This is a genomic window from uncultured Kordia sp. (assembly GCF_947496985.1).
GTDB lineage: Bacteria > Bacteroidota > Bacteroidia > Flavobacteriales > Flavobacteriaceae > Kordia.
Genome location: NZ_CANMEZ010000007.1, coordinates 49,672 through 70,816, shown reverse-complemented (window position 1 = coordinate 70,816; position 21,145 = coordinate 49,672). Strand labels below are relative to the sequence as shown.

Annotated in this window: 15 protein-coding genes; all 15 read right to left on the bottom strand. The window is 32.9% G+C overall.

Going from position 1 to position 21,145, the window contains the following annotated elements; genetic code table 11:
- Positions 1 to 94: 94 nt before the first annotated feature.
- The 15 genes from Q0828_RS17150 to Q0828_RS17080 all read right to left on the bottom strand — a co-directional run bounded on the left by Q0828_RS17150 (position 95) and on the right by Q0828_RS17080 (position 20,901).
- Positions 95 to 4,699, bottom strand: coding sequence for a contractile injection system tape measure protein (locus tag Q0828_RS17150; protein WP_298423893.1), 4,605 nt, complete (start codon positions 4,697 to 4,699; stop codon positions 95 to 97).
- Positions 4,692 to 7,484, bottom strand: coding sequence for a hypothetical protein (locus Q0828_RS17145; RefSeq protein ID WP_298423888.1), 2,793 nt, complete (start codon positions 7,482 to 7,484; stop codon positions 4,692 to 4,694). Before Q0828_RS17145 ends, Q0828_RS17150 begins: the two co-directional genes overlap by 8 nt.
- Positions 7,481 to 11,650 (bottom strand): hypothetical protein, encoded by a 4,170-nt coding sequence (locus tag Q0828_RS17140; protein WP_298423884.1) that lies wholly within the window; start codon positions 11,648 to 11,650, stop codon positions 7,481 to 7,483. Before Q0828_RS17140 ends, Q0828_RS17145 begins: the two co-directional genes overlap by 4 nt.
- Entirely contained in the window at positions 11,651 to 12,079 is a 429-nt protein-coding gene (locus tag Q0828_RS17135; RefSeq protein ID WP_298423882.1) for a GPW/gp25 family protein, read from the bottom strand.
- The gene (locus Q0828_RS17130) at positions 12,072 to 12,374 is read right to left on the bottom strand and encodes a PAAR domain-containing protein (RefSeq protein WP_298424346.1); all 303 of its coding nucleotides are present in this window, start codon (positions 12,372 to 12,374) and stop codon (positions 12,072 to 12,074) included. The genes Q0828_RS17135 and Q0828_RS17130 overlap by 8 nt, the downstream gene beginning before the upstream one ends.
- A gap of 79 nt (positions 12,375 to 12,453) precedes the next feature.
- A complete protein-coding gene (gene vgrG, locus Q0828_RS17125; RefSeq protein WP_298423880.1) occupies positions 12,454 to 14,250 on the bottom strand; it encodes a type VI secretion system tip protein VgrG in 1,797 nt (598 codons plus the stop codon).
- Positions 14,251 to 14,256: 6 nt separating this feature from the next.
- A complete protein-coding gene (locus Q0828_RS17120; protein ID WP_298423877.1) occupies positions 14,257 to 14,928 on the bottom strand; it encodes a hypothetical protein in 672 nt (223 codons plus the stop codon).
- A gap of 9 nt (positions 14,929 to 14,937) precedes the next feature.
- The gene (locus Q0828_RS17115; protein WP_298423874.1) at positions 14,938 to 15,108 is read right to left on the bottom strand and encodes a DUF5908 family protein; all 171 of its coding nucleotides are present in this window, start codon (positions 15,106 to 15,108) and stop codon (positions 14,938 to 14,940) included.
- Between the two features lie 23 nt (positions 15,109 to 15,131).
- Positions 15,132 to 15,578, bottom strand: coding sequence for a phage tail protein (locus tag Q0828_RS17110; RefSeq protein ID WP_298423870.1), 447 nt, complete (start codon positions 15,576 to 15,578; stop codon positions 15,132 to 15,134).
- A complete protein-coding gene (locus tag Q0828_RS17105; RefSeq protein WP_298423867.1) occupies positions 15,571 to 16,032 on the bottom strand; it encodes a phage tail protein in 462 nt (153 codons plus the stop codon). Before Q0828_RS17105 ends, Q0828_RS17110 begins: the two co-directional genes overlap by 8 nt.
- A 100-nt stretch (positions 16,033 to 16,132) precedes the next feature.
- On the bottom strand, positions 16,133 to 17,713 hold the full coding sequence (locus tag Q0828_RS17100) for a phage tail sheath C-terminal domain-containing protein (protein WP_298423864.1): 1,581 nt from the start codon (positions 17,711 to 17,713) through the stop codon (positions 16,133 to 16,135).
- Between the two features lie 49 nt (positions 17,714 to 17,762).
- On the bottom strand, positions 17,763 to 18,572 hold the full coding sequence (locus Q0828_RS17095; RefSeq protein WP_298423861.1) for a hypothetical protein: 810 nt from the start codon (positions 18,570 to 18,572) through the stop codon (positions 17,763 to 17,765).
- Positions 18,569 to 19,147, bottom strand: coding sequence for a DUF4255 domain-containing protein (locus Q0828_RS17090; protein WP_298423858.1), 579 nt, complete (start codon positions 19,145 to 19,147; stop codon positions 18,569 to 18,571). Before Q0828_RS17090 ends, Q0828_RS17095 begins: the two co-directional genes overlap by 4 nt.
- A 329-nt stretch (positions 19,148 to 19,476) precedes the next feature.
- A complete protein-coding gene (locus tag Q0828_RS17085) occupies positions 19,477 to 20,325 on the bottom strand; it encodes a hypothetical protein (protein WP_298423855.1) in 849 nt (282 codons plus the stop codon).
- A gap of 222 nt (positions 20,326 to 20,547) precedes the next feature.
- A complete protein-coding gene (locus tag Q0828_RS17080) occupies positions 20,548 to 20,901 on the bottom strand; it encodes a LytTR family DNA-binding domain-containing protein (protein WP_298423851.1) in 354 nt (117 codons plus the stop codon).
- Positions 20,902 to 21,145 lie beyond the last annotated feature (244 nt).

The following is a 21,145-nucleotide window of genomic DNA, read 5'->3' as shown; positions in this document are numbered from 1 at the left end:
CTGTGGTTATTTAATTTTGTATTTACTCATCATTATCGAGCTAACTACTGTCTATATTTGGTGTACTACTATATTTTTTCATGGTTGTTAGTTTTTAAAATGGCCAAGTAACATGTAGTGGTTTTGGCATCCACGGTAATTTTATAATTGAAAATGAAAATGGTGATTTTGTGAGTAAAATATCATAGGCTCTTTTTTCTACGGTCAATTCCCAACGTTCTTCGGTTTCTCTCAAAATTCCTTCACGAACCAACCAATTTCCACGGAATCCATCAATTGAAGTCTGACCAATTTCTGGCCAATATCCAATAGCGGCTTGTATCAATCCATCAATTAATTGTTTTTGATCGCTTGTCATATCTATAGAACTTTTGATAGGTGTATTTGGCGAAAGACCAGATATTATTTTATTTAAGACTAATAAAGATTCTTCCGTTTCCGTCAATCCAGTTACGATATATTGAAAATAATGCACTGCATTTTCTTGATCTTCTTCCGTTTTGAATTCGTTGTTATAAATAATTCCTAAACGCTCCATAAGCATTAAGAAATAATTATTGAGGAGTACCAATCCAGCGTTTGGAATTGTAATTCCTTCATCGGGAAGTGAAGTTTGTTGCGTATTCATTGCTGTTTGTTTTAGGGTTTTATTTTGTGTTACTGTCGCTATTTGTAAAGCTTTCTTCTTTTCAGGAAATAAGCTTGTAAATGTTACCTGAAGCGTACTTGGTAAACTTGTTTTAATACTTTGAATCGCTTTGACAAAATCATGCGTTTTCATGCTTTTTTTACCACAAATTTCCCATAAGAGTTCGTTCCAAATATTTGTTTGCGAAATCAAAGACCAATTTGCAGTTTGCCATGCTTTCCATACTTTTTTACTCAGTACATCTTGCAATTCTTTGGTAGCAATTCCGGTTACAGAAATCATTGCCATGCTTTCATATAATTTTAGAAGATCGGCAAGTCGTTTTTGTTGTAATGGATATAATTTTGATACGGTTTTGATTAAGTTTGAAAAACGAATCGTTTGTGTAAGTTTTGTGAGTTGTATTTCAGAGACTTTGTTACTCCTAATGGTTTTTAAAACAAGTAACGGTTGTTCCGAAATAAGGATATTTACTATTGCTTCGTATGTATACGCTTCTCTATGCTGAAACCACGCAGGAATTGTAAATTCTGTAATGAGATAAGTACTCAATGCTTCAATTTTTCCTTCTCTAATACAAGTTTCAATGGCTTTAGAAAGTGAAATTTTTGGCGTTGTTGAAGCAATTGCTTCAAAAATAGAATGGTGCGTAATCAATGCTGTTTTTAATGTTTTTGGAATAGCTAAGCGATTGCGTTTTATATATCTTACAATAGTTAAAAGATCTAACGTATCAACATTTGAAAGTTCATCAAAGGTTACTTTTAATAATGTTTTCAATTGTTTTTCTGTAACTGATTTTGCTTGAATACTAACAATTGTTTCGTTCCAAAACAGCGTTTCTAATGTTGCAACAATTTGTGTATTTCCAAAGTGTTTTGCAATGACAAATAGCATGTGAAACGATTTGTACATTTCTATAGCGAAACCTGATAAACCTTTTGAAATTAGAATAATGAATTCCTCAAAAGTGATAGCTTGTTGTAATTGTTTACGTTGTTTTTTAGTATAAACAGTTTCCTGAATAATAGTTCTTATTTGTGTTGGAGAAGTCTCTAAACCAAGTGTAAATACTTCTGAAAATGTATAGGTTTTGTTACCGATACGAATAGCTGTAGCTCCTTTTTTCAACTCATGTTGAATCGTTTCAAATAGGGTGGAAGCTGTTATTTCTATAGGAATCGTTAATGTACTAGTATTTGTTGTTGGAATAGAAATCAATTCGTTTGAAGCAGTTTTCAAGTTTGAAAAAACTTCCATTATATTGGTCTCAAATAAGATTTTAAATCGCTGTTCATTTCCTTTGTATGAAGCATAAGAAACCAACGTTTTCCAAAACCAATTAGCTAAAATTTGACGTATTTCAGCTTTGTTTAGATTTGGTTTTTCTGTTGAGATTTTTGTTAAAAATGTGGAAATTAGTTCTTTGCGTACATTGATTCCGTTTGATAGTAAATAACGAATGATTGTATGTGTATATTTTTGATAATCTGAATTTTGTGTTTTTTTAGGTTGGATAATTTCAGCTAGTAATTCTGCTACTTTTTCTTGCTGATTTGCTGTTTTTGTAATTTTTATAATCCTTTCGAAACGAGTTTCTGCAGTTTCTTTTTGAATGGTTGAAACTGTATTGAAAACATCTTTTTGAAACTGAATTCCTGAAAACGTTGTAGCAATTGTAGCTTCAAATAGCGCGATGAATTGTTGTTCGTTTCCTTTATATGAAGTGTATACTACCAACGTTTGCCAAAAACAATTTTTCAAGATTTTTTCTATTTCAGAATTAGATAAGTTTGATTTCGATTTGGCAATTTCTTTTAAAAATTTAGGAATCAAATTCGTGTATATATGTTCTCCGTTGGAAAGCAAATAGGTAATAATTGTTTTTGTATGTTTTTGATATTCTGAATTTTTTATTTTCTTAGTTCTAACAATTTCAGTTAACAAGTCGGCTACTTTCTGTTGTTGATTTATTTCCTGTGTAGTTTCTAGAATAGTTGCCAAAACCGTTTTTTGAGAAAGCTTCTTGTATTGTTGTTGAATTGCCACAAATTCTTGTGATGAAAAACCAATTGTTTTGATCTTTGGATGTGTCAATATCAACTGAATTACTTCTTGAAGATCAGCGTTATTTTTTACTGTTTTTTTACGTTGAATGCCTAGAAGCAACTTGACAAAAAAGTGATCAATGTTTTGTATATTTTCCTTCCAAATAATTGCAAAACTGATTTCATTTAGTAAGTGCGCTATAGAACGAAGTGTAGCAGTATGTTTTGAGTTTTTCGCAATGATCTCCGTAAAAACATGCTGTACTTTTTGTAAAAATGTAGCAATTGTTGGATGTACTTCTTTTAGAAAACGTTGTGTTCCGTAGGTAGCAATTAATGTTGTTACATGCGCTGTAATAAACGTTGTTTTTGGAGTCTTTATAATAGTTTTCCAAAAATCTTTTGGAGAAATAGTAATCCATTGAAGCATTTTCTGTTCAAGTATATGTGTTTCATTTTTTGAGAGTTGACTTGTAGTAATTGCTTCAATATAGGTTTCTATAATAGTGTGTAATGCTTCATTGTTTGTGTTTTTTGCAGACACAATTTCTTGTTGAAATAAACTTTTCAATTCATTGAATAAAGGAATAAATGCTGCTTTTTGAGTGGTTGCATTTGTAATAGAAGTTCCTAATAATTGATTTAATATGCTAAACTTTGATTGCTGTTGTTTTTTAGCAATTTTTTCAATAATAAAAGTTAAGAAATCATGTTTTGAAACCGATGCATTTTGATGTGTTACACAAAATTCAATTCCTAAAGTATACAACTGTACAGGCACAATTTTTGAACTTATTTTAGTATTTAACTGTGTTAAAAATTCAATTTGTGTTAATACGTTCTTAGATTGTGTAGGCGACAGCGCAATGAATAAATTTTCAATAGCTGCTGGAATTAAGTCTTTTAAAATTGCTTCCCAATGTGCTGGTTTTTGATTTACACTTACGATGATTTTTTGAAAACGCGTAGCATCTAATTTTGATAAATTAATTACCAATTCATTGAATTCATTTTTTTGAGCCGAGTTACTTCTCGCGGAAGCGGAACTAAAATATGTAACCACTTTTTTCCAGAAATTTTCCTGCTGTTTATGTGTTTTAACTTCTGTATATGATTTGTGATGTAACTCTTCAGATAATAATTTTAAAATTGCGATAAAGTCATTACTTACAATAGAATATCTTTTGTTTCTGTTGATTGCTGCTTCAATCAATTCTACCAAAACATCATATGAAATATTAAAATGATTGGCAATTTGAACAATGGTACTGCGTACAAAAGCGATTTTGTTAAAAATGGTTCCTCTGTCAACAAATAAATAGTTTAAAATCCATAACCATAAATTTTTCTTGAACGCTTGTGTACTTGTTTTGAGTACATTTTCCTTTTCTTGAACTTTGACAAATTCTTCTGAAAAACTAATAATTTGTTGATGATTATTAGGTTCTAATCCAGTAATTATTTTTTTAATCAACGTTTCATTAAATTGCCATGCAATACGTTTACGAACATCTAATTTGACACCGATTTCTTGAATAAGTTGAATGATTTCCAATCGATTGTTTGCCAACTGTAAACTCATAATATGATTAGCAGAACCGTAACTTTCTTGATAATTCCAAGGCAATATTCCTTCTAGTAAAAGGGATTTTAAAATATGTAATTGTGCCATTGAAGCATTGACAACTTCCAAAGTTTGATCACCACTTTTTGGATACATAATCAACGCATACAAAGCATCAGATAAGGCATCTTTTAAACGAATTGGAAGCTCGCGTTCCATATTTTCATACGTGATTGCGCCTAAATCAACCGACAATTTTTTAATCTTCATAGTTTGTCCTTCTGGGCAAAAATGATCAAAAACAGTATTGATAATACGCTGCATTTTGTATGTACTCCATTTACTTATATACATTTGTAAAGCAGTAGCAAGCTGTTTGGAATCAAAGGCTGTTTTCCATTCGCAACGCGTGACGATATGTGCTCCCGAACTATACATTGGCGTGCTTTTTGTAAAGTTTATCTAAATGGGAAATCAGTTGTCCAGCAGTTGTTGTTGCTAGTGTTGTGTCAAAATCAGAATTAGTCCCATTGTACAGAAGTGCATTATGCCAATCAGAAAATAATGGAATCAAGTTGGACATATCTGTAGCGTCTATATAACTTGTACGCGTACTCACATGCAACGGTAATTGACTTTTTAAGAAATAGGAAAGTCGTTGTTTGTATGCTGTAGCGTTAAGTGACGTTATAAAATCTGGAAAATAGAATAACAATGTATTGTCGAAAATTGGATTGTGAATTGTAGTAGTGAATTCAGTTCCCCACGAAATTTGAATTGTATAGGTATAATCTGAAGTTCCAAGCGTATCAAACCTATCATTTTCTATAGTTGGATTTTCAAAATTCATTGTCCATTTTGAAGTATCACTTAGCATTGTATTTACTTCATCAGTTGTCATACTATCAAACGAGGTAGTTAATATAATGAAGTCTTCGTATGACAACATTGTATTATTACTATAATACTTAAATTTTCCACCTAAAGAATCGATTGCTTTTTTGATGTATACTGTAAAACCTGCCGATTGTAATAAAATGTTCGTTTCTACAGAAATCAAACCTTTACGTTCTGAAATTAACCATAGCGCAGTACTTTTTTGCAAGCTTTCTATTTCGGTTAGATGTAAACTTTGTAAATAGAATCCTTTGTGATAGTAAAAATCAAAGCTTTTATATGTTTGTAAATAATTGATATAGTGTTGCTCTAACGCTAATAAGAGTTGCATTTTTAAGATAATTGTTGTGTAATCAATGCAATCTTGCTTGGTTACTTTTTGGGAAGCATCGATATAACTACAATTAAAAATAGTTTCACGATCATTCGATTTAACAATAATTGTTCTTAATAATTGTAAGGCTTTGGAAAGCTTTTTCGGATCACTTTCTTTAATAACATCGCTAATAGTTTCAGCAGTAACTTCCGTAAACGTATTATTAATAATTGTACTTCCAATAGTATTATATGCTTTGGTTTTGTGATAAGATAAAGTGGCTAGGTTTTGTAGATATACACTTTTAATAATCACACGATCTTTTAGGACGTCTCCAGAATATATCGTTCCGTAAATAATGGTGTCAATAACCGCAGGTGATTCTCCATGTCGTGCTAACAAATGATCTAGTAAATCATTTCTACGTTGTAAATTGATAGCGTCTTCTTCAATAGCAACCAGCAATCCGTACATATATGCATTGTATGGATCTTCTTGATATAGTGTCCATTTTTTCTTTTCTAATTCATCTTCTGTTTCGAGAACAGGACCAAAGTTAAATGTTGTATAATCGAGTAATAACGGTTCAATATTTGGCACGCTTCCATACAACGATTGGTAAAAATATGTTGGAGAAAACACTTTAAAAGGTGCTGGATATTTAGGATTTTCTTTTTGTTCTTTTGTCTTTGTTGCGTTGTAATTTTCTAAATCGGCAGGACTTCCTGTAATTGAATTTTTAAATGAAAATAACTTGTCAATATTTGCCAATTGCGCAAACTGATTGCTCAACATTTGATCAAATACATTTAAGTATCCTTTCAACTGACGCGATTGTGCTGTTTGATACGCAGGTGTATTTTTATTTACCGCGTTTAAACCAACCTTATACGCTTCAGGGAACGTGTTTTGAATTGCATAATAGTTGGTAATATCTCTAAATTTACCTTCTGGAAGCGAAGGTTCTGTCACTACAGCAGCTACTGTGTTTATTTTAGAAGAAAGCTGTTGCATGCTTCCGAATTCTTCTAACAATGAGGTGTTTACGTCTAAATTGTGTTGTGCTCCTTCCGAATGAATTTTTAACTGATTTGTACTTGTTAATGATTGTGTAAAATCAAAAACTAAAATTTCATTTTCATTACAAGTTGCCGAGTCTTCTTTTTCACTATCATAATAAAAAGTAACATTAGAAATTGCTTGTACGCCTTCTATATCATGAATTAATTTTGTGATTTCAAATGGCTGGATGGTATCTTTTTTAGGCTGAATACTTTGTGAAGGAATCCAACCATTTTTTAAAATAGGTCCATTAAAAATAGCGCTGGTACTTTCACCTTCTTTTTGCAATTTATCATATCCAGTTTGGGTAACATCTGGAAATACATATTGACTAATACTTTGTATAATTTTTGGTAATACATCTTGATAGTGATAACCAGATTTTAACTCTAAATTTCCTGTAATGCTATAAGTTTTTTCAACTAATGTTGTTGGCATTAAAAATACTTCAGCAATGTTTCTAACATTGTTTAGTAAGAAAAATGTATCAAATTCTGGATTGTGCTCAACAGTAGGATCTGTATAATTTTTATCCAACAATAGATACACATTATAAATGCCTTGTACAAATGGGAATGCTGTCGGAATAGGTGCAATAATGATGTTTTTTACAGCCGCAATTTGATCAATCACCAACATTGTATAATCATCAATTGTGATCGGTGATGTTGTTAAAATATCTTTTGGTGTGTAAAACTGATTTTCTACTTGAAGCGATCCATTTTTTTGTGTTAAAATGTCCTTCATTGGAAAATTTGCACAATAACCCAGTTCCGTAAATGCATAGCAGAGTTGTTCCAAAATAGTTATACCAGGATCGCTCGGATTCAAATTTGTCCAAGCTGTACTGCTATGTTTTTGGATGTAGGCAAGTCCGGCTGCTTTCAGAGATTGGAAATCAAGCTCTAAAGGAAGTTGCGTGTCTACTATGTGATTTTCCGTTGTCATATATGAAAACTATACGTAATGCTACTTTCGTTGGTTATATTGTTTAATGACGGAACTACTAAAGTTCCGTTTGCTGGTGTGAATTCGTTTTTTGCTTCAGGATCATACTGAATGGTTCCTGTGGTAAAATCTTTGGTGCCAATTTGAAATGAAATAGTTGTTACTTCTATTACAGCGTCAAAACTGTTAATAAATGAAGCTATTTGTGCTGTGTTGATACCTTTGTCTATGGTAATTTGTTCTTGTGCACTCGTAATCCAAGGTGATAGAAATATGTTTATTCCATCATTTATTTCTTTGCTAACTATAGAAATTTCATAGTTTGAATCAATGATAATGCTCGCTGTAATTTTTACATATTGAAGTGTAAAATTTGAAACAGCAATCTTTGTAAAAGCATTTACTCTAGTTTGGATATATTCTTCAATAGCAAGCTCAGTACATTCGCTTACTAAAGGCTCAAAAGCATTGGCAACTGTAGCATCTGAAACACGTTTTACGAGATATGAGATGACTTTTTTTGCTGATGAATGATAACTAGTTTTTGAATAATATACTTCAGGAAATTCCAAACGAATTACATTGAAATAATCTTCTGCTGTAATCAATCGATCTTTGGTTTTTAAACGTGTACTTACACGTGAGTTCATCTGTGGTGTGGTTTCAGACGCTTTTCCGCCAAATGAAGGAAATGGTTGTACTGTTGCAGAAATTTCAGGAATTGCATTTTCAGGACTTGAGATTACATTTGCGTTTAATTCTGGCGCATTTGTAGAAACATCTGTAGCACTTACAATTCTCTTAAGTGTAATTCCGTTGGTTTTTAAAAACGTTGTTTTTGCAAAACCGTCAGGATTATTTGTAGTACCAATGGCAATCCAACTATTGTTGCCTGGCATAATATCGTGTTGTGTGGTAATATCTCTAGAAATATTTACGGTAATAATTCCTGAACAAGTAAAACCGTTTGTTTCATCAGAAATAACAGGTAGTGTGTTCCAACCTGTGGTGCTTAAGTATGAAAAATTTACTGTTTTTTCATCAAAAGTTTGTTCTGTGTACGTACGCGCTAGTTCAAAATAGAAAGACACTTGCGCAGGAGCGATTACATTTTCTAACTCTAAAAACAATTGTCCTTGCGATGTAAAGTTTGGTAGTAATGGTAATGCCGTTAATGAAATAATAGTTCCGTCTGTTGTACGCTTTGGCGATTCGCCAATAGTAGTATCTTTTGTGATGATTCCATTTGCAATATCATATATTTTATAGTTTTGAAACGGAGTGTAATAAAAACATTCTAGTGGATACGTTTGTTCATTGGTTGAAAAATCATAAGTTGTAGAAGCACTATAATTTCCTGTAATTTTACTAACGATTGGAGTAAAAGGAATGTTTGGTGGATTTACTAATGAATCGTTACTTTTACGTGCGATTAATCTACCATTATACAACGCAATAGCGCCAACTACTTTTGGATACAAGTCTAAGCCAAACCCGTAACTTGGTAAGATGAACTGCATTTTCAAAAAGCCAAGTGTAGTGGTATCTAACAACTGCAAAGGTTTTTGTTGTAATGTTGGATCTATTTGTGACGTAGCAACTTCAATTCCTGCAAAATCAAACGTTCTTGTTGCCGGAATAGTGTCTTTTGCACCATCGGACGAAAAAAATAAATTTTCAGAAGTTGTTGTAGAAGAAAAATTAGTATCATTTTGCTGCATTGTAAAACCTTCCCACAATCCATTTTGTAACCATGTAAAGTCTACAAAAAAGGATAAGTTTGAATATTGAAATGGTAAGGTAGCTAGTTTTTCTTCTTTCTTAAAAATGCTTCCAATTGCATGTCCAACTCTACTTAAAAATGATTCTTTTTTTTCTGGAAATTTTGCTAAAGTTGTCGTTTTAAAGTCTGATATCTTTTTTAAAATAGCTTCTTTTGTAGCAGCAATTTTTGTAGTAGCTGTGCTTTTAGCAGCGGTTACTTTTGTTTTATTTATACTACCATTTGTTTCAACATCCGTAACGATATCAGTAAGTAGTTTTTTAATATCTTGGAAAAGTATTTCCAATCCATTTTTGATATCTTGTAAAACAGCATGGTCAGCATTGATTTGCTTTTCTAGTGTTTTTACTTCTGTTTCAATCAACTTTTTTAATGTAGCTATTTCAACTTCAACTAATGTTTTTATTGTATTGACAGCTACGGTTAAAATTTGATCATATACCTTTTTTTGAGTGTCCAATACTTTTTTAAATAAATCTTCAACGGCTTTAATGATTAGCTTAAATAGTTCTTCCTCACTCATTAAATTTACAGGAACTTCAGAATATTGCCCTGTTAAAAAGTTGTTATATTCTTCATAATACGTACCAAAATCAAAATCAGCAGGAAACGGATTCCAAGTCATTGTAAACGATATATCACTAATAGGTTTGCTAAAAATTTCATTACTTCCTATCATAAAGTTATGGTTCACATTTGGTGATGGTCCTAAGGGTTGAAATGGTTTTGTAGGATCTATTGCTCCAAAATCATTGTATAATTGAAAACTTTGTAATTCCACAACATCAACACCAATTGTTACAGATGAAATTGTTGTTGGAATCGTAGTCGATTTATATGTTGAAAACGACATTTTAAACAATGGCCATTCACTAGTATATCCGTCAGGATTTTTAGTAAAAGCCGTAATTGCTGGATCAGTTACTGCTAGCGTAATTGTTATTGTTGCAACATTATTTTCGATACTAACTGTTCTTTTTGAAGCGGGAATTGTTACCCAAGCTTCAGCTGTACTCAAATAGTAGGTTGTATTGTTTTGTATAATATCTGAATATGTATCATTTGAAAGTGATAATGCAATTGTGATGGTTCTGGTTTTCGCTTCCGCGAGATATAACAAAGGAGAACCAAATGCTAATTCCATAGTATGGATTGTTCCTATTGGCTTTTGCTGCGAACCAAAGGTGTGCCATTGCTGTACAACACCTGATTCGTCTTTAGTAACGACATTTACAGGTGGTAATTTTTCCAAATATAATTGTGTGTTGGTATTAGTGTCTTTTCCAGTCGCTAGTGTGTATGCATTTACAATTTTAGCAGGATTTAAAGAAGTCGCGTTTGTAGTTTCAAACAAAATAGGTTGTTTATTCGTATCTACGCCTGCGGCAAAAGTGATATCTTTTTGCAGCCTGAATGTTTCAGTTATTTTTGTCAAATTGCAAGCAGCAAATACTGTATCAGCAACAGTACTTTTAGGTGTTTGTAATAAAATATCCTGATAGTAAAAGTTTAAATGTGCTGTTGCTAAGGAATTGAATTGCGCTTGATATATTTTGAGTAAATTCGTAAATGTGCGAAACAATAAAGTATCAGGAAAGTGTCCTGGAATTTTTTTGATGTTTTCCAATTCTGTGTCTGCATATGAAATACAATTGCTGTAAAAAGAAAATATTTTTTTACCAGCGTATTGCAATGCATTAAAAACATCTGTAATCGTGATTTTTGAAATATAAAAACATTGTTGTGTATTATCATCTTCACATGGATATGTAGGCAATCCTAACACTGTCCAATACGGCATTTTACCTTTGCTCTGTTTCCAAATTTTTTGATCATAATTTTCAAAAGCAAATGTATCTACAGGTTGTATGTAAGGAATAATTTCCTGTTTTGATAATACTTGTTGAAATTCTAATAATGACCAAAGTAATAAGCTATACGTTTCCTTTACATTGTTAATAATATATGTTTTCAGATTGTATTCATAGGTTGAATTCTTCATAAAAACTGTCCAACTTTCAATGGTTTGAAAAATAGTAGTCAATTGGTCAAATAATTGATTGAATGCTGTTGAAATAACGCTATCTTCAACTGTTTTGGTCAATACTTGTTGTACTTGAATACAGGTGTTTATGAATAACGTATAGGCTTTTTGAAACGATGTTTTTGCAATAGAAGCTACCAAAAAAACAGGATCTTTTAGTAAAAAAGGAGACCAGTTTCCATTGATGGTATTGTCTTGTTCATAAAAATTAAACAGTTTCGCAAAATCGACCAACATGCGCAACTGGTCCTTCTCTGATCGTCCATCGATCAGATTGGATTTAGGTACTAAGGCTTTTTCAAGCGATAGCATTGCGTTATTTTGGTCAACAGTATTCATTTATTTCTTTAAATTGGTTCCTTCTTTTATGTAAAAAGGATACACATAATTATGTCTTGTATTTGTTTGGTTATAGATGTAATTAACAGTGATTTCAACCAGCCCACTTTGTAAATCACTAAATTCAACAATTACTTCTACAACTTTAATTCTAGGTTCATTATCTAATAATGCCGATTTTACAGCATCTCGAATTTCTCCTTGTAACGTAGGACGCATTTCCTTGAAGAAAAATCGTTGCAAACCTGCTCCAAATTGTGGTTCAAATGGACGCTCGCCAAATGTGGTTTGCATGATCAAATTGATCATTTCATTGATGTTATCTTCATATTTCGTAAGCTGCACTTGATAGCTTCCTGATGAAAATTTCACCGGAAAGGACCAACCTGAGCCTAAAAACTCTTTTTGTATGATTCTTTGCTTATCCACCGATCATTACTGTAAAACATCCTAAAACTATTGATCCGCCATGTGCGGTTGAATCGCCTATACGAGCGGCTGGCATTCCGCCAATCATTACCGTTGCTGAACCTTTTACTATCGAATCTGGCGGTCCAACACAGGTTAACATATCACCTACACGTGCGGCGGGTAATTTGCCAATCAATACTGTGGGTTCTCCAGGCCCAATAATAGGTCCGCCAACATGCGGAATTGGAGAAGGAACCGCAGGTGTTTGCATTGGACATTCATGAAAATCGGTTAATCGTGCTGCTGGTGGCATAGTTTCTTTTTTTAGTATTGAGTATTGAGATTTTAGTATTGAGAAATCTGATATCTCACTACTCATATCTCAGAACTATTTAATTAATCATTACCATTGCGGCTTTTATGGTAGCTTGTGTTCCTCCTTGTAAGGAAGCTGTCATACTTCCTTGAGCGGAATATTCCATTTGCGCTGATTCTTTAATATTGAGTCCTTTGATTTGCACATCACCGCCAGAAGATTCAATATTTACACCTTGTGTTCCTTTTAGGTTTAAATTTTGAGTTGCTTCAATGGTAATGTCCTTTGGACTCGTTATAGTAATTCCACTATCAGACATCACAATTTTATTATCATTCTGATCTTTGATGGTAATGCTTTTTTCATCATCACTAAAAATTGCTGTGTTTTTACTTGGCGTTTCTAGCGTTAGGATCTTTTTATCATCATCAAATTGTATGTTGATTCCAGATTTTGACACAATCGCTTTTATGGTATTGTTTTCATCTGGATCTAAACCTGTAAATGGTTTGTTGTTTGATGAACTATACATACTTCCTAAAATGATTGGATACCTAGGATCTTCATTTAAGAATCCAACAACAACTTCATCACCGACTTCAGGCATAAAAAATGCACCTGCGCCCGATGTTGAGTAGAAGTTGGTTAAACGTGCCCATAAACCTTCACCACTTGGATCAAATAATGGAATATCAACTAAGACTCTATATTGACTATCTGGATCTTCATACATTTTTTTTACCGTTGCATTGAATAATCCTTGCGCTCCTGGTAACAATCCTGAAGCTGGTGGTGCCATTACATCAGGTTCTTCTGTAAACCAAATAGGAGATAAGCCAACTGAAACTTCTGTTATCCAATTTCCATGTGCAATGGCATGATGTACATTTGAAATGATATGATCACCGTTGAAACGATCGCCCAAGCCAGCAAGCGTAATGTATTTTGCAGGATCAACTAAGTTGCTTCCTTGAAATTTTACATCACCTTGAATTTTAGAATACGCGCTTTTTACCAACGCTGCTTTTGACCAATTTGTTAAGTCCGAACTTTGAATTGGCGCTGTACTTTGCAATTCATAATCTGATAAACCAACAACTTCAGAGAGCGTTTTAGAAGATAAATTTCCTGGTCCTGCATAACTATTTGACGCTTCTCCAGAAGCGGTTTGTTGTTGTGTATAATCCCAAGAAGTTGCTTTTGCCGACCCTAATTGTGTTACAGCATCTAGCGAAGCATTAAACTCTAATAAATTATCTCCATACGTAATTGTCAACACTGAAGATGTATCAGCATCAGGTGCTGCAACTGATACTTTTCCGTTTAACGCAGTTACAATCATTCCATTTGTTTCCGCACGTGCCAATAGAAAATCCCAGTCCGTTGTATAGTATTGTACTTGTTCTGGCCATTCAGTTGTTGTTGCTGTCACATCAGCCGACAACCCACTGTAGTTTCCAATAATGGAACTCATAATGTCACTGTCTTTCTTTTTAGCATAGGTGATACTTTTACGCCCAACAATCATTTTTACAGCTTCATCACGGCATTCTACGACTAAAACAGAACCTTCAGCACCGTGAATTCGGATACTTTGTTTGGTTACTATTCCTTCAAAAATGGTTTCGTTTGTTGAATCATAACCAGCTTCAATTGTAATTTTAGTTCCAGGGACAAATGTGGAAGATGAGCTCGCTTCAAATGTTTCTGTAGCGGGACTTCCATCAATGATAACAATATTTGCCATTGAAATTCGGTTGATACCTTTTTCTACATCAATTGATTGTACGTCCATTGTATCAGGAATAGCACTTCCTGCAGATTTAATCGTAAATGTGACCAATCCGCCACTTGTGATTTCTGTTGTACTCATATATGCTTATGTTGGTTTTATTATTGGAGGAAACAATAGCTGTTGTCCTCCTTTTAACTGTCTAAACTTGTTTAAATCGTTGTATTGCGCTACTTGCACATAGTAGTAAGGTGTATTCCAAACTTTTTCGGATAGTTGTGGCAAGCTTTCACCTTGTATAACTTCTACCATGTGGGTAATGTCTGGTGAACTTTCGCTGTCTTCTTTGGTTCGTTTGTCCGCAGAGATGTATTTTCCAAAACTCAAGGAAATTTTAGCTCTTAGCGGACTTCCATCTGGTTTGAATAGTGTATATGTAGTGTCAAATGATTTGAGAACACTATAAAATACAAGATCACTTCCCCATTGAATTTTTACAAAATTTGGTCTGTGAATTTCGCCGTTATAGGTATAAACAATGTCCTCTAAAGTTTGAATCTCTTTTGATAGATCGGTTCGTTTGTTGTCTACAACTCCAGTACAATCAATAACAATGTCAAAACTGAGATTGTCACTTGGTGTACTTTTGTATTTTTGAGATGTGGAACTTGTATCTATCGGTTGTTGTTCATTGTATTCAATGGTTCGATTCCACTTTATCGATTCTGGATTGATCATTAGATTATATGGATCACCAGAAACAGGTTTTGTGAAATCCTCATCTTGATAACCTGTTATTTTCATATATTCCAATGCCATAATCGTAATTTATCGTTTATACTTTTCTTTTTTGTGACTTTCAGAAATCATACGCTTACACGTTTCTAGTAGTTCATTTTTTAATCGTGACAAGTCTTGTTTTTGATGACTTGTTGTTGAACTTCTAGTTACAGATTGAATTTCTGTTTTAATCACTAATTCTCTAATTTCTATCGGCATAAATTGTTTGTTTATAGACCAGTTTATGTACTTGAACCAACATCGAAATAGGTATATGCTAATTCAATGGTTTCGATTAAAATTTCGCTTTCCTGAGATTTTAAATCAGACACTTCATATTTTACAGGATATGCATTGTAAAATGTCCATTTCTTTAGCACTTTTCCTTCGTTGTCAAGTAAATTCACCGAAACATCTTTGGTTTCAATAGCTGTTGCTAAACCGTTGTCCATTGTATCGGAACACCATGTTATTAATTTTGATCCTGTTGGAACAATTGCTCTTTTAAGCACAAGATTTTGGCTTGAACTTACATTGGGTAATCGATATTTGAATCGATTTTCGCCACCACTTGTAATTTCTTCTATACCAAGATCTTTACTGATTCCTGATACTTCTTTAAAAGCTGCATCTTCACCTTCAAACGAAAGTGAAAAGTAAAATCCAACAGGATAATCAGTATTAGCCATTCGTAATGATTAGTTGTTCGTGTGCTATTTCTAGTGTATCAACTGCTACTTCGTTTCCATCAGATTTTAAATCGGTACTGGTAATTTTTGTTGGCCACGCATTGTTTAGTTGCCATTGCATTGTTACTTTTCCGTTTTCATCTAATAGTTTGATAAGTACAGTTCTTCTTTTAATTGTATTCATTGAAATTTCAGCATGCCAATCCCAAAAAGTATTGTCATTTACAAAAACACCACGTTTCATTGTTATATTTCCATATTTTACAATACCCGGCATTTTTTCAGTAGAGAATAATGGACTATTGCTTTTACGATATTCAATGATTTGGTTTTCTACGTCCATTCCAGATACTTCCTGAAATGCAACACCTTTAAGTTCAGTTCCTAAATCAACTTCGAATCGGAACTTTGGCATGGGCCATGTTGCGCCTTGTTTACTTCCGTCATCTGCCATAATGTTATATTTTTAGTTTTGTTAATTAATTTTTGCTCGATCATCGAGATTTATATACTCCGACGTTTGTGTCGAATTATGTTGTATGCATTCTTAATTTTTAGCTTGATGTAGCTTGTTGTTGTTGGAATGTTAATACAATAAATTCTGCAGGACGTACAACAGCTACTTTAACTGTAACATTCATAAATCCGTTTAAGATATCGTCTGAAGTCATTGTGGCACCTAGTCCGCATTCAACAGAAAATGCACTTGCAGCAGTTGCTCCCTGTAAACCTCCTTGTTTCCAGATTCCTGTTAAGAAGCTTCCAATCATAGATTTTACACCTTCCCACGTATTTTTGTCGTTTGGTGCAAATACATATGCTTGTGCTGCTAGCTTACATGATTGTTCTAGGAAGTTCATGGTTCTTCTTACTGATAAATAACGCCAATCTTGGCTGTTTCCGTCTAAGGTTCTTGCTCCCCAAATAAGGATTCCCAATCCATTGAAAAAACGAATGGCATTGATTGATTTACCAGAAACCGCATCCACGTTTAAGTCACCTTGTTGTGACTCTGATAGTTTTATTGGAAGTGAAGAAGCGCCTACCATTGAGGTATTTGCTGGTGCTTGCCACGGTCCAACTTCGTTGTCTGTTACCGTAATTACTCCGGCCATTCCACCACTTGGAGGTAACATATTTGCATCACTTAATACATGATTAATGATGGTGCTATACGTTTTACTTGCCGTAATTAAAGAGTTGTTGTACTGACTTGTTGTTAGTGGTGTTCCTGGAGGATTCTCAATATTAGATAGAATTGTTTCTACCGTAGGATTTGGATCTGATGCAGGACTTAGTAAAGGTTGTAATTGCTTCACATCTCCACCAAATAAATTGGTATAGTCAATGTCAGTACTTTGCATTATTGTTGTTCCCACAAATGGGTAGTAAGCCGTTCCATAGTTCAATCCGTTAGCTCCAGTATTGTCTCTAAATGTTGTAATATCATTCATCCACATAATTGGATCTGGATTTCTTCCTCCAATGATATCTAAAATAGCTACAGAAGTTTGCATTGTTTCTGCTTGTAAAAGCATCGAAGCCATAAGTGTTCCATTGTTTGCTACTGAAAGTAAAGTTGCTTCAGGACAGATATACATGGTTGGTTCTTGCTCGTTTTTCAATAAGGCTAGTCCATCTGTAAGATCACCAAGTTGCACATTAGGATTTACAATTTGATCGCCTGGTGTCATTCCTACACCTGAACCTGCTCCGTATGTTCCAACAGAAACGATGTATGCGTCTCCACCACCGTTTTCATAGAATAAACGAATGCTGTTATACAAGTAATATACTGTATTTGGATCTGGAACAATAGAGTAGTAGGTGCCGGCAATAAGCATGTAATCACCTTTTTCTGGTTGGCTTTTTTCAGCTACTAAATAGTACTGTGGACTGTATTGTTTTGCAGGATCCGCAGGTGGTGCAGGATCTGGATAACAAAAGATTGCCTGAAAATCACTAAATGATGTGATCTTTGTAGGTACATTAGTATACGATTTCCCTTCGTACATGGCTTGCGGAGTATATCCAATGAAAGCGGGAACGGCAGTTGCTACTGGAACAACTGAATTTCCAAACCCGTTTATTTCATTGATATAAACCCCTGGAGATTTAATGGTTGATAAATTCATAAAACATAGATATTAATTCGTATTAATTTTTATGGTTGCTATATAATGATTAGATATAGACATACATTGGTGATGCAATGTTATTGTCTTCTAATATTTTCAAATTTGATGTATTTGGTATTGGTAAGCCTTTGAAAATGGTTTCTTTTCGATTACCAGCTATCGTTTGTTTTGTATTGATGATTTCAAAACTGTATTGTGATTTATTTTTTAATGGTATTGTAGTTGTTCCAGAAGAAAATAATACTGCTTTTTGCCCGTTTTGCAACGTGACTTCCCCTTCATTTGAAAATTGTACTTCTTCAGTATTACTTTGAATAGCTATTTTATGATAGTTTTGATTTGAATTATTGATGATGTAATACTGCCATTGTGTTTTTCGTGCAGTTAACTGAACTTGAAAAGTTAGGTTTGTATTGTTTTCTTGTACATTAATAATGTCTTCAAACTTTATTTTTATCAACACAATGTCTTCTGTATCACTTTGCGGAGAGAATGCTTTTTCTAGTATAGTAGGAACGCTGGTTTTTCCATTGTTTTCATAGGAAAGTATTCCAATTTCATTTACAGGAATTTCTGCGGTGTAGTTGTAGAAATTTTGATCTGTAACAACTCCGTTAAATTCAAAAGTATCTGCTCCTGTTACTTGTTTTATATAGTTTAAGTAATCTTTAATTGGTTGATTTGTTGAGGTATACACTTGAAAACCATCTGGCATTTTGCGAATGATTAAACCATATGTATCAATAATCTTTTTACTCTCTGAACTGGGATTGAATACTAAACTTTCACAAATACCTGATACAAAGTATGTATGCAGAATAGCAATGCTAAATAAGGATGTATAGGTAGTATTCATGATGTTGGATTTGCGTTTGTGCCGATATTATCAATTTTAGGTTCAAATCCTTCTATTTCATCAGAAGCAATTGTAATCATTCGTATTTTATAGATGATTGATGGTTGGTATTTGGCTCCTAATGCTGTCCAAAGATTTTGCATTTGCATGTAGCCATCACCTTTTTGGAATTCATATTCTAGTTTTCCAATTTCTTCAGGAATGTTCGCATACTTTGTTGCATCAATTAGTTCGTTTGTTTGGAAAAATTGCATCGTAGCACTTAAAAATTTTAATGCTTCACTATAATCATCAAAATTTGGTGTAACTAACATGAAAAGATTGTAACGATTTGCCAATGGTTTTTTGGCATAATTCCCATCAGAAACAGGTTGCATTCTGTTGAAAAACTGTTTTGTAGTTTCTTCTTCTACATGAATTAAAGACAGTACAATATGGTTTTTGTTTTTTTCAGGAACCTTCCCGTTTTGTTCAATAATTCTATTGATTAATACGGCATCATCATCCAATCCAAATTTGTTTTTAATGAATTGGTTGAGAGTTTGCGCGGTAAATTGAAATGCTTTTTCAATCATAATTAGTGGTTGGTTAGAAAATCGAGCATGCTAAAATTAGCTATATCACTTTGCAAATGGATGAAACGCGCGTATACTATTTATGCACATTTTATGGTTACAGACATATTTCCGTAGACAAAACGTAGACAAATGCTTTTTGCGCATCAGAAACCATTTACACATAGGGAAATGTGCATCGATTTTTTGGTTTATACTTTTTTAATTTGTGCTTGTTGAAGACAGCAATACTTCACACAGTAGAAAGATACGAAAATAGGAGCGTATGTTTTTTGCGTATATAATGCTTAAGTTTATAAATTTACTAGTCTTTTTGAAGAAGTTCTATATTAGCTTGCAAATGATTGAATGTACATCCTAAGATCTTGATCTTTGTTTAATACCATTTTCTTTTTTAGACGATATTTATGTGTACGGACACTTTCTTGATTGATTCCAAGAATGAAACGAATGTCTTCATTGGACATGTTCATTTTTAAGTAGCAACAGTATTTTAAATCTTTTGCCGTAAGACATGGAAATTGTGAGGTAAGTCGTTTTAGGAAATTAGGGTTTATGTTTTCAAAATAGAGTTTGAAATCGTCCCAATGTTTTTGATTATTGTGTGTCATTTTGATAGTATTTACAATTGACATCAACTTTGTTTTGGTAGTATCATCTACATTGGCATATAGTTGCTTGATGCGTTCTTTTATTTTGTCAAGCATTTGTTTTTTTTGATCTAATTCTAACGTGTAACGAGTTAGATCATTATTTTCTGGACTAAATGTATTTTTTCTTTGTTGTTTATGTGTATCAGTAAGCTTGAGAAGTTTTATAATTCCTTTTATGTTATTGCTTAAGTTGTTTCTTTCTACGCCATATTCATAGGAATAGGTAAATAGAATAGTTTGTTCTTTTAGTTGTAAATTTTCTTGTTCATTTCTTTGTCGAAGGCACACAATAGGAATTGTAAATTCTGAAAAGTAAGATTGTAGAGAATTGAGAATGTGTTGATTGTTTCGAAAACTTAGAATGATTAAAAGTGGCTGTAGTGATTTTGAAATTTGCACAATATCTGCTATGCGCGTAGCTGTAATAAAACTATATTGATCTACATCCTGCAAGCTTTTTATAATCGCTGCTAATGACGAAGAAGTATCGCTCCCAATAAGTATATTTTTATGCGTTGTCATCATTCTAATATAATTATATCAATACGTTAGTTAGTATTATGCTTAAGGGAACATATGCTAATAGGGTTTCAAATGTAGTTTAAAAAAGTTTTGTAAAACACGGTAGAAATACTTGGTTTTTGACGTTTTAGTGTTAATTTTTACGACAAATGACCTTTCTAAATAGAAAAAACCTGTAATTTTCATATTACAGGCTTTCGATTTTTTCATTAATATATGCTAAAATTAGCAGAGTGTATAATGAATTCTTTTTAATAGTTTATGAAATGAAGCTTGATTTCTATAGGAAACAGGAAAACTTATATTTCCTGTAAGAACGACGTTGTTTGTTTTATCATAACTTTCTACATGATTGAGGTTTATGAGCAATGAACGACTGATTCTATAAAAAACTTCATCTTTTAATAGATCTGCGGTAATTTTTAAATTTTTACTACTTATATAGCGAGTGCCATCGGACATGTAATAATACGTGTAGTTTCCATCAGCTTCACAGTATACAAGTTGAGATAATTTTATTAATACATATTTATCTCCGTGTAACGGAATTAGTAATCTTTTTTTGAGCTTTTCATTCATTATTGATGGTATTTTTTATTTAAAGATGCTTACAGGCTATTGTCAATAATGGTTTTTAGGAACTGGAGGAGGTTTTAAAGATTTATTTCATACATGATAAACAATTTTAATTCATAACAATATTCCCAAAAAGATTTTCTCTTTGGTTCACGTTTCTATATGTATTTTACTGTAGGGAAGAGGTAGGTTTTCAAGTAGCAACTTGAAAAATATTATTCTTACACTAAAGATAACGAAAAGTCTT